The sequence below is a fragment of the Limnohabitans sp. JirII-31 genome (genome assembly GCF_002778315.1).
Classification (GTDB): domain Bacteria; phylum Pseudomonadota; class Gammaproteobacteria; order Burkholderiales; family Burkholderiaceae_C; genus Limnohabitans.
The window spans coordinates 43,682-56,837 of the sequence record NZ_NESA01000018.1 but is presented as its reverse complement, the minus strand read 5'-3'; the positions used below and the strand labels follow the sequence as shown (position 1 = coordinate 56,837).

The 13,156-nt window shown below is 56.6% G+C and carries 11 protein-coding genes; 1 reads left to right on the top strand and 10 read right to left on the bottom strand.

Going from position 1 to position 13,156, the window contains the following annotated elements:
* The first annotated feature begins 239 nt into the window (after positions 1-239).
* Complete coding sequence (locus tag B9Z41_RS16300) at positions 240-1,199, top strand: tripartite tricarboxylate transporter substrate binding protein (RefSeq protein ID WP_100148138.1); 960 nt, start codon at positions 240-242, stop codon at positions 1,197-1,199.
* A 2-nt stretch (positions 1,200-1,201) separates the two neighbouring features.
* Here the strand turns inward: B9Z41_RS16300 and B9Z41_RS16295 are convergent, their stop codons facing one another.
* The 10 genes from B9Z41_RS16295 to nirD form a co-directional block, all read right to left on the bottom strand.
* Positions 1,202-2,479 carry an HlyD family efflux transporter periplasmic adaptor subunit gene (locus tag B9Z41_RS16295; protein WP_199173015.1) on the bottom strand — a complete coding sequence of 426 codons (1,278 nt, stop codon included), beginning with the start codon at positions 2,477-2,479 and terminating at the stop codon, positions 1,202-1,204.
* Positions 2,480-2,487: 8 nt separating this feature from the next.
* Positions 2,488-4,623, bottom strand: a complete 2,136-nt coding sequence (locus tag B9Z41_RS16290) for an ATP-binding cassette domain-containing protein (RefSeq protein ID WP_100148137.1) — start codon at positions 4,621-4,623, stop codon at positions 2,488-2,490.
* 22 nt (positions 4,624-4,645) lie between these two features.
* Positions 4,646-5,893, bottom strand: coding sequence for a TolC family protein (locus tag B9Z41_RS16285; RefSeq protein ID WP_158236206.1), 1,248 nt, complete (start codon positions 5,891-5,893; stop codon positions 4,646-4,648).
* Positions 5,894-6,066: 173 nt separating this feature from the next.
* The gene (locus B9Z41_RS16280; protein WP_100148135.1) at positions 6,067-6,513 is read right to left on the bottom strand and encodes a GatB/YqeY domain-containing protein; all 447 of its coding nucleotides are present in this window, start codon (positions 6,511-6,513) and stop codon (positions 6,067-6,069) included.
* Positions 6,514-6,616: 103 nt separating this feature from the next.
* Positions 6,617-6,829 carry a 30S ribosomal protein S21 gene (gene rpsU, locus B9Z41_RS16275; protein WP_007833691.1) on the bottom strand — a complete coding sequence of 71 codons (213 nt, stop codon included), beginning with the start codon at positions 6,827-6,829 and terminating at the stop codon, positions 6,617-6,619.
* A 126-nt stretch (positions 6,830-6,955) separates the two neighbouring features.
* Positions 6,956-8,203, bottom strand: a complete 1,248-nt coding sequence (locus tag B9Z41_RS16270) for an NAD(P)/FAD-dependent oxidoreductase (protein WP_100148134.1) — start codon at positions 8,201-8,203, stop codon at positions 6,956-6,958.
* 35 nt (positions 8,204-8,238) lie between these two features.
* Entirely contained in the window at positions 8,239-9,036 is a 798-nt protein-coding gene (cobA, locus tag B9Z41_RS16265; protein WP_100148133.1) for a uroporphyrinogen-III C-methyltransferase, read from the bottom strand.
* 25 nt (positions 9,037-9,061) lie between these two features.
* A complete protein-coding gene (ybiB, locus tag B9Z41_RS16260) occupies positions 9,062-9,967 on the bottom strand; it encodes a DNA-binding protein YbiB (protein WP_100148132.1) in 906 nt (301 codons plus the stop codon).
* Between the two features lie 34 nt (positions 9,968-10,001).
* Complete coding sequence (locus tag B9Z41_RS16255; RefSeq protein WP_100148131.1) at positions 10,002-12,815, bottom strand: nitrate reductase; 2,814 nt, start codon at positions 12,813-12,815, stop codon at positions 10,002-10,004.
* 2 nt (positions 12,816-12,817) lie between these two features.
* Positions 12,818-13,156 carry a nitrite reductase small subunit NirD gene (gene nirD / locus B9Z41_RS16250; RefSeq protein ID WP_100148130.1) on the bottom strand — a complete coding sequence of 113 codons (339 nt, stop codon included), beginning with the start codon at positions 13,154-13,156 and terminating at the stop codon, positions 12,818-12,820.

Sequence of the window (13,156 nt, the reverse complement as noted above, 5' to 3'; positions counted from 1 at the left end):
TTAATAACGCCACGTTGATCACTCCTGTGTCTCCTGCTCAATGCTGAGCAGGACAGTTTGACTACGTGGGTCAAATTTGGATGCAAATACCTAGGTTTAGTGGCTCACTATTGGATGCAATTCAACATGCTTGCAGGTAAAGTGGCGCGTGCGATGGTGCTGATTGGGCTGTGCTCTACGAATGTGCAAGGCCGCAGTTTCAGTGGCCTGTTGATTCATGACATATACAAGGAGACACGATGGACTTCAAGAAAATAGCAGGGGTGGTGTTACTCGGTGTCGCACTGCCTATATTTGCCCAAAGCTACCCCAACAAGCCCATCAAAGCGATTGTTCCATTTGCTCCTGGTAGTGCGACCGATCAAATCGGTCGCGCATTCGCATCCAAGATGTCTGATGTTTTGGGGCAACCCATCATCGTAGAGAACAAAGCTGGTGTGAATGGCATGCTAGGTGCCGATGTAGTCGCCAAATCAGCAGCAGATGGCTATACCTTGCTGATTGGCACCAACAGCACCAATGCTGCCCTCAAAAGCTTGATGAAGAAGCTGCCTTACGACCAAGACACCGCTTTTGCACCCTTGGGTTATTTGGGGTCTGTTCCATTGGTTGTCGCCATCAACAACGACGTTCCTGTGAAGACGTTGCGTGATTTGGTGAACTTGGCTAAATCAAAGCCTGGTCACGTCACATTCGCCAGCGCCAGTACATCTCAATTGGTGTCCAGTGAGGTGTTGGCAAATATGGCAGGAATTGAGATGACCAGTGTCCCTTACAAAAGCGGGCCAGCGGCCATGACTGATCTCATTGGTGGACAAGTGATGCTGTTCACTGCCGACTTCGCCGTCATGCTACCCCAGGTGAACGCTGGAAAGATTCGAGGCTTGGCCGTGACATCAATGAAACGCTCTTCTGCGATTCCAGAGTTGCCGACAGTCAATGAGGCTTTGGGACTCAAAGATTACGAAATGATTGCTTACTTTGCCATGTTCGCACCCGCAGGCACGCCTTCGGAAATCGTCACAAAACTCAACCAAGCCATCAATGTGGCCGCGCAAAGCAAGGACCTTCAAGAGAAGTTCTCTCAGATTGGTTTTGTGGTCGAGCCCGGCACGCCTGAAGCATTGGGGCGTCGCACCCAACTGGAGAGCGCTAAGTGGGCCAAAGCGATCAGAGACGCGAAAATCGAACCTCAATAATTTCAACGTTCACCCATGGATTGACTGAACGCCTTGCTGAGTGGCTTGACCAAATAGCTCAGTACAGAGCGTTCATTGGCTTTGATGTCCACCGATGCGCTCATACCAGGCTTGAGTTGAATACGACTGCCCTTGTCTGTTTGTAAGTGCCCAGCCTCTGGGCGAATGCGTACCCGGTAGTACAAAAAGGGGCCTTGTCGGGTGTCTTCACTCAGCACGTCTGAGCTGATGTAAGTTACCTTGCCTTGTAGTGATCCAAAAATGGAAGAGTCGTAGGCGTCGACTTTGATGTTGGCGTCTTGTCCGACCAAGACGAAGGCAATATCAACGGGTGTGACTTTGGCTTCGATGATCAATTCTTCGCTCCAGGGCAGCAACTCCATCACCGACTCCCCTTGACGCACGACACCGCCCAGGGTGTTGATGCGGATGTTGTTGACAACACCATCTACCGGCGCCGTCAGCACCGTGTGTTCGAGCAATTGGTTGCGATCTCTCAGCAGCTCACTTTGCGTGCTGAGATCTTCCTGCGCCTTGGTCATTTCGGCCTGAGCATCTTGAAAGTATTTGTTCTTTTTGCTGGCCAGTTGTGCGCGCACATCTGCAACCGAGCGTTCTAGGCGCAAAACTTCGGTTCTGCTCACGTCACCGCTGGCTTCCAGTTTTAAATTGATTTTTAACTCGCTGTCACTGAGCTCCAGTATCTTGGTCAGTGCATCAATGTCTTCGCGAAACGCCTGTTGTCTTTTTTTGTATAGATCGGTTTGGTTGCTGATGTATTCAGGATAGGCTTTCAAGTCGTTGTCAAAAGTCAATGGACGGCCATAGACCTCTGCTTGCAGGCGAACCAAGGTAATGCGCAGAGCTGCCACTTTGGCTTTGGTTTCTGACACAGCTGCTTCTGCACGCTCTTTTTGCAGCGTGGCCAGCACTTGCCCAGCTTTGACTTTGTCACCTTCTTTCACATGCAATTCGGTCAGCACGCCGCCATCGGGAGACTGAATGACTTGGGTTCTTGCCTCTGCCACTACCTGGGCTTGCGCGCGTGTCACTTGATCCAGTTTTCCAAGGGCAGCCCAGGTGACCAGCAATAACAATCCGGCAAACATGACGCGCAAGGTGGTGCGAGCACCACGAGGATGCTCTTGGTCATTCAGATTTCCAGACAGCGATTTCGGATTCGACTTCGGCAGCACGTCCTTGGCTGTGTCCGCAGCAACAGCTTCGCTGGTTATCTCTGTCTCGTGGCGTGATGGTGCTTCGTTGTCTGGATGCTGCATGTTTAACTTTAGATCGCGGGGTTTAAGACGGTCGGTGGTGCAGGTTGAGCCGTTGCGGGTTGAGACAATCGTTGCAGCACGGCATCGCGGGGGCCATCCATGGCAATGGTGTGCCCGGCCACGATGATGATTCGAGAGACAAGCGGCAAGATGTTGGGCTTGTGTGTGACCACGATCAACATTTTTCCGGCCTTCACGAGTTCTTGCATCACACGGATGCAACGGCGCTCTTGTTCATCGTCCATGCTGGCGGTGGGCTCATCCAACAAAAGAATGTCTGGATTGCACAAAATCAAACGTGTGAATGCAAGCAATTGACGTTGTCCACCGCTGAGCCCTTTGCCGCCTTCCATGATGGGACGATCTAAGCCTTTCGGATGCGCTGAGACAAAGTTAATCATGCCAGTACGTTCCATGGCTTGCTTGATGACGGTATCACCCGGATCCGGCATACCAATCAGCAAGTTTTCTCTCAGCGTGCCTTGAAAAAGGCGATGGTCTTGCTGTAGATAGCCTACTTTTTGGCTGATGACTTGTCGGCTGATGTGCGACAGATCAAGCCCGTCGAGCAGCACCTGTCCCTCCTGCGGCACGTACAGACCGCTGAGCAGGCGCAACAAGGTGGATTTACCCGCTCCGATGGGACCCAAAATGGCAATGTTCTCACCGGCTTGGATATTCAAATTTGCTACCACCAAAGCGGGAGGATTACCTGGGTAAGCAAACTTGGCAGAAACGATCTTGAAGTGCCCCTGTAGATGGTCTGGCACCAGTGGGCGCTGTACACCATGGGTATCTGTTTTGAGTTGGTAAATTGCTTCAATGCCTTTGAGTGCCGCCATGGCTTGTCCCTGTTGCACAAGCAAACCGGGCAAGGCCAGGATGGGGGCTAACACTCTGCCGCTCAAAATAGAACACGCGATCAATGCGCCCATGGTCATGCTGCCTTGCATGACCAGCATGGAGCCTACTATCACCAAACCGGCATAACTGAGTTGTTGGGTCATGGCCGAGATGTACCCAATGCCTTCAATGAAGCCACGCATTTTCGAATCGCTTTTGATCGTGTGGCTGTTCACCGCAATCCAACGTGCTAAGAACTTCCAACCACCTGAACCTGCTTTGATGGTTTCTACGCCTTCAACCGCTTCAACCAATAGCCCTGTTTTGGCGTTTGAATATGCGGCCGAGTCCATCGAAAACTGATTGATTCTTTGTCGAGATGCCACCCCAATCAAAATACTCAGCACACCAAACACCAGTGGAACCAGGGCCACCCACACACTACCGATGGCCATCATTCCTAACAAAAAGATGATGCCAAAAGGCAAATCAATCAAGGTGAACATGGTGGAGCTGGTGTAAAACGCACGCAATTGTTCGTAGCCGCGCAGCTGTCCTGCCAGACTGCCCACAGAGGGCGGCAGTTGATCGACCCGCAGTTGCAACAAGCGGTGAAAGATTTCGCGTGACAGGCGGCTGTCAACCCCCACCACCACGTAGTCCATGAGTTTGGAGCGTGCATATTTCATGGCCAGTTCGAACAGGATCGACAACATCACACCCAGGCTCAAGATCAACAGGGTGTATTCACTGCGCGTCGGAATCACACGGTCGTATACCTGCATCGAAAACATCGATGTGGTGAATGCCAACACGCCGATAAAAAACGAAGCCAAGGAGGCCTCTACCAGCTCAGCTTTGTAATGTTTGATCGTTCCCAATGCGAATTGAATGAAGCTCTTGGTCAACATCGAATCGCCCGCTTCTGTGCTGCCGATCCAAGTTTGTTCGCTCTGAAATTTGATCAAAAACGCACCAGCAGCCAAGGCTTCAGCCGTCGTTGTGAATTCTTCTTTCTCGCTGCGCACCAACCACTGGCCTGAGGCGTCTTGGTTGAGTACAACACCCCATCCATGGTTGGAGTCACCGTAGAGAAACGGCAAATCAACGGCTTCTGGCACGACCGATTCAGATGCCAGCTCAGCATCCAAGGCCTCACACACGAGAGTCAGTTGCTGACGTGCTGGCAAGTTGTCTTGCATGTCTGCGAGACAGGTGTTGAGTTTGAGCAAATCCAGATGCTCGCCTTTGAGGCGCGCCAGATGTTGAATAGCCCATGTCAATCCGTTGTGGTTGGTCATTGTGATGGCGTCTTTGAGTCTTTTACAGTGGTATTCCAGCTCGAACTTGGTATCTGTAGACAGCGCCCATCAGACTTGTCTTTGCGTCTGCCAGTGCGTATTCGTTTTGCGTCAATTCGCGCACTGCATTGAGCAGGTCGAGCCATGATTTCTTACCACCTTGAAACTGTCGTTGGTACGAAGCCAAAACGGCTTCTGAGCCTGCGACGGCACGCAGCAAGGCCCGTACGCGTTTGTGCGACGCGACGATGTCTTCTCTGTCGTTTTGAAAGGCTTCAATCACTTCGCGCTGCGTGGTCTCTACCAGTTGTTGTGTGCTCTCAATGCGCGTGACCAAGGCCTGGGCTTGCAGCAAATTGGAGAACCCGGCGTTGGGTGTGTATTGCAGTCCCACGAACGCACTCATGCGTGTGTCTGTGTAGCTGACAACTTTGCCAATCGGTTGATCGACGCGCACAAAAATTTGCGGCCACTTCTCAGCATCCTTTGTGTTAAACCGTGCACGGGCTGCTTCCACCTCAGCTTGGGCACGCAACACAGCGTTGTCGCGAGATGCCAAGTACTCAAAGTCTTGGGACTGGATGTTTAAGAACATCGCATTGGCTTGCTGTGGGCTGTAAAAATCAAATGCAATGCGCCCTGGTTGTCGCAGTCCTAATAAACCCGTGATCTGCTCGAGACGGCTGATGCCATTTGCATAGGCACTTTGAGCAGTGCTCAATTCAACGTCTGTTTGAAACACACGCGCGTCAACCAACTCCAAGTCAATTTTGGGGGAGGCCAAGGCTTCAACCCGGCGTGCCATTTGGGCTTGAAACTCTTGCAGTCGAGACAAGGCGCGTTCAGCTGTGAGAATTCTTTCCTTGCTGGACATCACGCTTTGCCATGCGCTGACCACTGCCTGAAAAACTTGCTGCTGCTGTTGGTAGTACTTGTGCGTGGTGACTTTTTTCTGCGCCTCTGATTCAGAAACGACAGAAGCAATACGTCCGCCATCCCACAAAGGCTGTTGTGCGCGCAACGCTCTAGAAGGTGTACTGGATACCGTGCCTGTTTTAGATTCCACAATGGCTGACAGGACGGGCCATTTGCCCCGCTCTGCCACTTCTAGGTCTTGTCCACTGGCCATCACATCCAACCAAGACGCTTTGAGTTGCGGATTTCCTTCGACAGTGGCCATCAGTAAATCAGGTAAGCCAGCGCCTGGTTCTTTGGCATGGCTACCGAAGCTTGCAGCAGCAAGAGCGATACCGATTGCCACAGAGGCCATGAATGTATTCATCATCACCGCTAAAATAATCCTAAAGTTTAATTATTGTATTTGATTTAGATATTAAAGTTTAAAAAATATCAAAAACGATACAACAATTTATAAGAATTTTATGCGGCTTTTCCTACAGCCCTTTGCTTTTTGCGTGCGTTAAATGTCAACGACGTGTGTGCTTAGCCAGCCAGTGCTGTTTTGACCGCAGCAGAGACCAGTCCCATATCAGCTTTGCCAGCCAACTGAGCTTTCACCGCGCCCATGACTTTGCCCATGTCGCCAGGTCCCGTTGCACCCACTTGGTCCACGATGGCTTGAACTGCCAAGGTGATTTCTTCAGCGCTCAAACGCTGGGGTAGGTAGACCTCTAAGACCCTCATTTCAGCGGACTCCACATCGGCCAAGTCTTGGCGGTTGGCGCTCAGGTAGGCCGTCACCGAATCTTTGCGTTGCTTGATCAGTTTGTCGACGATGGCAATCACAGTGGTGTCATCCAGCTCGACGCGCTCATCCACTTCTTTTTGCTTCATGGCCGCCATGAGGAGACGAATTGTCCCCAAACGTGCGCTGTCTTTGGCACGCATCGCGGTTTTCATGTCTTCGGTGATTTGGTCTTTGAGGCTCATGGGAACTCCAGTAAAAAAATGATTGACGAAAAAAAACTCGCTTGAGCGTCCCCAAGCGAGCTTCTGAATAGACCCAGCAGGTCTGCTTCAGGGAAGAGGCTGATTAATACAGCTTCTTCGGCAATTGCATGCTGCGCACACGCTTGTAATGGCGTTTCACGGCAGCTGCTTTTTTACGTTTACGTTCAGCGGTGGGCTTCTCGTAGAACTCGCGGGCACGCAAGTCGGTCAACAGACCGAGTTTTTCAATGGTGCGCTTGAAGCGACGCAGCGCGACGTCAAACGGTTCGTTTTCTTTTACACGGATGGTGGTCATTACCAAATGTTTCCAAATATTGCAGCCAGAGGGTTCACAAGAAGATCGTGCTTATGCGCCATGTCTGCGGGGTTCCCCAACACAAAGTTGATCAGGCCGTTGGGGGTTTGCCAGCAAAGACGATGATTATAGCGGCTTTAATGCCGCCCCCAAAGCCCGGCCACACGCGTGCGCACTGGCCCAGGCCCACTGAAAGTTGTATCCCCCCAGCCAACCGGTGATGTCCACCACTTCCCCAATGAAATACAAGCCCGGCTGTTTGGATTCCATGGTTTGCTGAGACAAATCTCGCGTGTCCACGCCACCTACCGTCACTTCGGCTTTTTTGTAGCCCTCTGTCCCTGTGGGTGTGAGGGGCCAACTGCCCAAGCGCTGTGCCAGTTGCATCAAGGCTTTGTCGCTCGCCTCCAAGACGGGGCGTTGCCAGGCGGCGTCTTGGCTGGTCCAGGCATCGGCCAGTCGCGAGGGCACCCAAGCAGCCAAAGCGTTGGCAATGAGCTTTTTGGAATGTTGCTTGGCCTGCATCAGTTGCTCACGCAAATCGATTTCTGGTGCCAGATTCACCCGAATGTCGCTGCCCGTTTGCCAGTAGCTGGAAATTTGCAGCACCGCCGGACCGGACAGGCCGCGGTGGGTGAAGAGCAGGTCTTCGTCAAATCCTTGCAAGTTCTTCTTCGATCCTGTTTCGATGCGCACAGGCAGCGACAGACCAGACAGTTGTGCATAAGGCGCCCAGTCTGCGCCATCAAACGTCATGGGTACCAAGCCCGGACGGGGTTCCACCAAGCGCAAGCCGAATTGCTTCGCGAGTCGATAGCCCAAATCTGTTGCGCCGATCTTAGGAATGGACAGGCCACCCGTGGCAACCACTACCGATGCGGCACTGACCGTGCCTTGGTCGGTGTCGACCTCATAACGCAAAGCGGTGGGAGCGGCTGCGTTGAAGCGCACTGCCTTCAAGCCACAGGGCTGCCAGCGGGTCACATGCCCGCCTTGCGCACCTGCCTCGCACTCGCGCAGCAGCATCTGAATCAGGTCTTCGGCAGAGCGGTCGCAAAACAGCTGCCCTTTGTGCTTTTCGTGAAAAGGGATTTGATACCGCTGCACCAGTGCAATGAAATCCTGCGGGGTGTAACGCGACAGCGCGCTGCGACAAAACTGTGGGTTCTCGCCGAGAAAGTGCTTGTGCGGTGCACGCACATCGAGTTCGCGGTTGGTGAAGTTGCTGCGCCCACCGCCTGAGATGCGGATCTTCTCGGCCACCTTCTCGCTGTGGTCCAGCACCAGCACCTGCAAACCTTGTTGGGCGGCCACGCCCGCACAAAACAAACCGGCAGCACCGGCTCCGACAATCACCACATCAAACGAATTCATGCGGTGAGTTTAGTGGGGTCGGTGTGTGTGGCGCTTTAGCGCGATGCTTGTCGCGGTGCCTCGGCGTGATCGTTTTGCATCTCCAACAAGCCTTTGAAGACATCGCCCACCACGATCACCGAGGGACTGGCCATGGCTTCGCGCACCACAGTGTCATGCAAGCGAGCCAAGGTGCACACCACATGGCGTTGTGTGGGCAAGCTCACGTGCTGCACCACCGCCACGGGCGTCTGCGAGTCCAGGCCTTGAAGCAAGGCGGCTTGCAATTGAGCCGCGCCACTCATGCCCATGTAAATCACCAAGGTCAATTTGGCCTGCGCTGCTGTGTGGGCCAAGCCGACCCAGTCCACGCCATTGCCGTCACCTTGTTTGGCGTGGCCGGTGATGAACACCACCCCATGGGCGTGTTCACGGTGGGTGAGTGACACCCCCAATGAGGTGACGCCCGCCAAACCAGCGGTGATGCCGTTGACCACCGTCACCGACACCCCAAGGGCCTGCAAATGCTCAAGCTCTTCACCGCCACGGCCAAAGATGAAGGGGTCGCCACCTTTGAGGCGCACCACGTTTTCACCCGCTTTGGCTTCTTGCAGCATCAGTTTTTCAATGAAGGCTTGCGGGGTGGAGCGGCAACCTCCGCGTTTGCCAACGTACACAATGCGTGCCGTGGGCGCCGCGTAGGCCAGCACCGCGTCACTCACCAAGTCGTCCACCAACAAGACCGTGGCGGCACCAATCGCTTTGACCGCTTTGACGGTCAGCAATTCAGGGTCACCGGGGCCTGCGCCGACCAAGGTGACGTGTGGGGTGGGGGTGGCGTGTGACAAGGTCATGGCGGTGTGCTCGTGACAAGAATGTTCAAAGGGCCAAAGCCTGCAAGGCGGCTTGGACTTGGCGTGCAATTGGGGCTGGCACGGGCAGTTGGCCATTCAGCACGCGTTGGATGTAGCGCGCCGTGGTCACTGCATCGATCTGCGTGGGCACGTCGGGCAGTTGCATCAGGGAGCCAGTTTGCCCTTGAACCAAAGGCCTGCGAGCCCCATGGGCAAAGGCGTCAATTTGCGGTTGACGGCGTGCATCGGCCACCACCTCGCCTTCGGTGCCGCGCAGCAGCAGCGCGCGCGCACCTGTGAGTGCCCAAGTGTTGGCCATGGACACAGCGTATTCAGGGTGCGTGTAGCTGCCCACCAGCAAGGCGTCGCCTGCCATGGGGTTCATTAGCTTGACCAAGCTGTGTGCCGGGTTGCGCAACCCCACCACGCGGCGCACATCCAGCAAGCGCTTGAGGCCTGGGCACAACACTTCGGTCGGCACAAACACCTGCTCGCCCGCTTGCACATTGCGTACATCGTGGAGAGGCGCTTGGCCCATGGCGGCCAGCACCTCTTGGGTGGTGACGCGGGCTGACTCGGTGGCGCAGCCATGCACCACCACGGCCAGTCCCTCGCGTGCCAGCAGGGCAGCCAGCAACGGGGTGAGCACCGGCAGTTTGCGGGCACCGTTGTAGGTGGGCAGCACCACCACACGCGTGCTGGCGTCTGCGCGCATGGGCCGCAGGCGAGCGTGGGTGGCATCCAGAAACCCAGCCATTTCTTCGGGCGTTTCGCCTTTGATGCGCATGGCCAAACAGAAGGCGCCAATTTCCAAGTCGCTCACGTTGCCATCGAGCACCTGGCCCATCAAGTCGGCGGCCTGCGCGCGGTCAATGGCGCGTGCGCCATCGCGACCGCGGCCAATGACTTTGAGGTAGTGTGCAATTGCCATGCCCGTATTGTCCCGCAGCACTGATAACTTGACGCTATAAGGCCAATGACGGCGTGACCGCCTCAGGCGCTAAATGCAGGCGAATCATGCGCCTCAGCTCAGGCACGCACGACCCGCACTGGGTGCCGCATTTCAGTGTGCCTTGCAAGTCCGACAGGCAACTGTTCTCGTCTTGCTGCGCGCTGTGTGCAAGCTGCGCTTGAATCGCCAGATCGCGCACACCCACGCAGGTGCACACCGTGGTGCCAACGCTGGTCAAGGCGACTGGGGGTGTGTGACCCGTCATCAGCAAGCGACGGCCATAGGCTTTTGCCGACTGTTGGGTTTGTAGCAAGGCTTTGAGCCAAGCTTCGGCCGAGGTGTCGCCTGCAATCACAAAGGCGTCCAAGGTGGAGTCTGACTCGGCACGCAAGCGCATGCAACGCAGCTGGCTGCGCTTGGCGTCGACATAGCGCAAGCTGTTGTCTTCACTCAAGCCCAGTTGTTGCTCGACGTCTTGCACCACCGCCATATCCGGTGGCTCGCTGCACGCGGCGCGCAGCAGCACGCCTTGGCGCGGCGTGTCGGTGTTGCCGCTGTCGGCAAAGGGCACACAGCTGGCAAATTCAAACTGGGCCATGCGTGCACGCAGGGCTTGCAGCACCGTGTGGGCGCTGTCCTCGGGCAGCCAAGCCACGGCCAGCAGCGTCCAGGGTAATTCGGCTTTGAGTACTTTGACGGCGGCGTGTTTGAGTTCGGGTTGCTTGGAGGTGGGGCAGTACGCCGAGGTGGTGATGGCATTCACACCCGCCAGTGGTTTGTTCTGGTGGTCACGTCCGCCCAAAAAGGCGGGGCCCCAGTGCATGGCGATGAACGCTTGCTGTGGTCCCATGTCGGGGCTGGCTAAGGCGGGGACCACGATGGAGCCGCGTTTGCTGGTGACGTGGACCAAGGTGCCGTCGGACAACCCCAAGCGCGCCATGTCGTCGGGGTGCAGCTGCACCGAGGGTTCGGGCACATGGCCAAACAATTTACCCACCACGCCCGTGCGTGTCATGCCGTGCCACTGGTCGCGCAAGCGCCCGGTGTTGAGCGAAAACGGAAAGCGCGATTCACGCGCTTCGGCCACAGGCACGTAGTCGATGGCGGCAAAGCGGGCTTTGCCGCTGGGTGTGGCAAACACCCCGTCTTGGTAAAGACGCGCTTGGCCATGGGCTGCGCCTTCAGGCATGGGCCACTGTTGGGGGGCAACTTCCAGCTGGGCATAGCTCAAGCCCGTGATGTCTAAGTCGCGCCCACGGGTCGATTCGCGGTGCTCCAACCAAATGGCTTCGGGCGAGCTGTAGTTCATGTGCAAGCCCTCACGACGTTCGCCCACGCCAGGTTCTTGGGCCAGACGCTGCGCCAGATCGACCACGATCTGCCAGTCATGGCGGGCCAGACCGGGAGGCGGCACGGCGGCGCGTACACGCGTGATGCGGCGTTCGCTGTTGGTGACCGTGCCTTCTTTCTCGCCCCAGGTGGTGGCCGGCAGCAGCAAGTCGGCAAAGTCGCAGGTCTCGGCGGTGGCAAAGGCCTCTTGCACCACCACAAACTCGGCACGCTCCAAGGCACGACGCACCGTGTGTTGGTCGGGCATAGATTGGGCCGGGTTGGTGCACGCAATCCACAAGGCTTTGATTTCGCCGTCCGCTGCGGCTTCAAACATTTCGACGGCGGTCTTGCCGGGTTTGGCGGGCACCTCGTCAATGCCCCATAGCGCGGCCACTTCGGCGCGGTGCACGGGGTTGGCCAGGTCGCGGTGGGCACTGAGCAAATTGGCCAAGCCGCCCACCTCGCGTCCGCCCATGGCGTTGGGCTGGCCGGTGAGCGAGAAGGGCCCAGCACCGGGTTTGCCGATCTGCCCAGTGGCCAAGTGCAGGTTGATCAGCGAGGCGTTTTTGGCGGTGCCACTGCTCGACTGGTTCAAACCTTGGCAATACAGGCTGAGCGTGGCTTTTGCTGTGGCAAACCAGCGTGCAGCTTGCAGCAAGTCTGGCATGGGCAGACCGCAGAGTTGGCTCACGCGCTCGGGGGTGAAGTCGCGCACCAAGGTTTGCAGGGCAGCAAAACCTTCGGTGTGCGCGTGGATGTAGGCCGTGTCGACCCAGCCTTCGTGCAACATGATGTGCAGCAGGCCATGGAACAGCGCCACGTCGGTGCCGGGCTGCAAGGGCAGGTGCAGGTCGGCGCTGCTGGCGGTGTCGGTGCGGCGTGGGTCGGCCACGATGATTTTCAAATTTGGGTTTTGCGCGCGGGCTTCTTCGATGCGGCGAAACAAAATCGGGTGGGCATAAGCCGCGTTGCTGCCGGCAATGAACAAGCAGTCGGCCTGCATCACATCGTCATAGCAAGCCGGTGGCGCGTCGGCCCCCAGGGTGAGCTTGTAGCCCGCCACCGCGCTGCTCATGCACAGGCGGGAGTTGGTGTCGATGTTGTTGCTGCCCAGCAAGCCTTTGACCAGCTTGTTGAACACGTAATAGTCTTCGGTCAACAGCTGACCCGACACATAAAAGCCCACCGCTTCAGCGCCATAGGTGCGCACGATGTGGCCCAAGCTTTGGCTGGCCCATTGCAGCGAGGCGTCCCACGACATGGGCAGCAGTTGGCCGCCGCGCACCAAGCGCCGCTGAGGTTGCAGCAAGCGGGTTTGGGCGGCTGCCACGGGGCTGGCACTCAGGTGCAGGGTCGAGCCCTTGCTGCACAGGCGACCCAAATTGGCAGGGTGCTCGGGGTCGCCGCGCACACCCGTGATGCGTGCGCCCGACGATTCGATGATCACGCCGCAGCCCACACCACAGTACGGACAGGTGGAGCGGGTTTCTTTCATGTTTAGTCCAAGGCCAAGCCGGCCAGCTCTGCACGGCTGAGGGCCACTTCGCCGTGGGCCACCTGCACCGCAAAGCGTTGCGCACAGCCCTCGTCAGGCGCTTGGGCACAGCCGTCTGCCAAGCCAATTTGCCAGTTGTGCAACGGGCAGGCCACGGTCGTGCCATACACAATGCCTTGGCTCAAGGGGCCGCCTTTGTGGGGGCAGCGGTCGAGCAGGGCGAACACCTGATCTTCGGCGTTGCGAAACACCGCCACCTCGCAGCCTTGTGCGCGCTGCACGCGGCGGGCGCCCAGCACAGGAATGTCTTCGACCTTGCAAATGACTTGCCAATCGCTCAT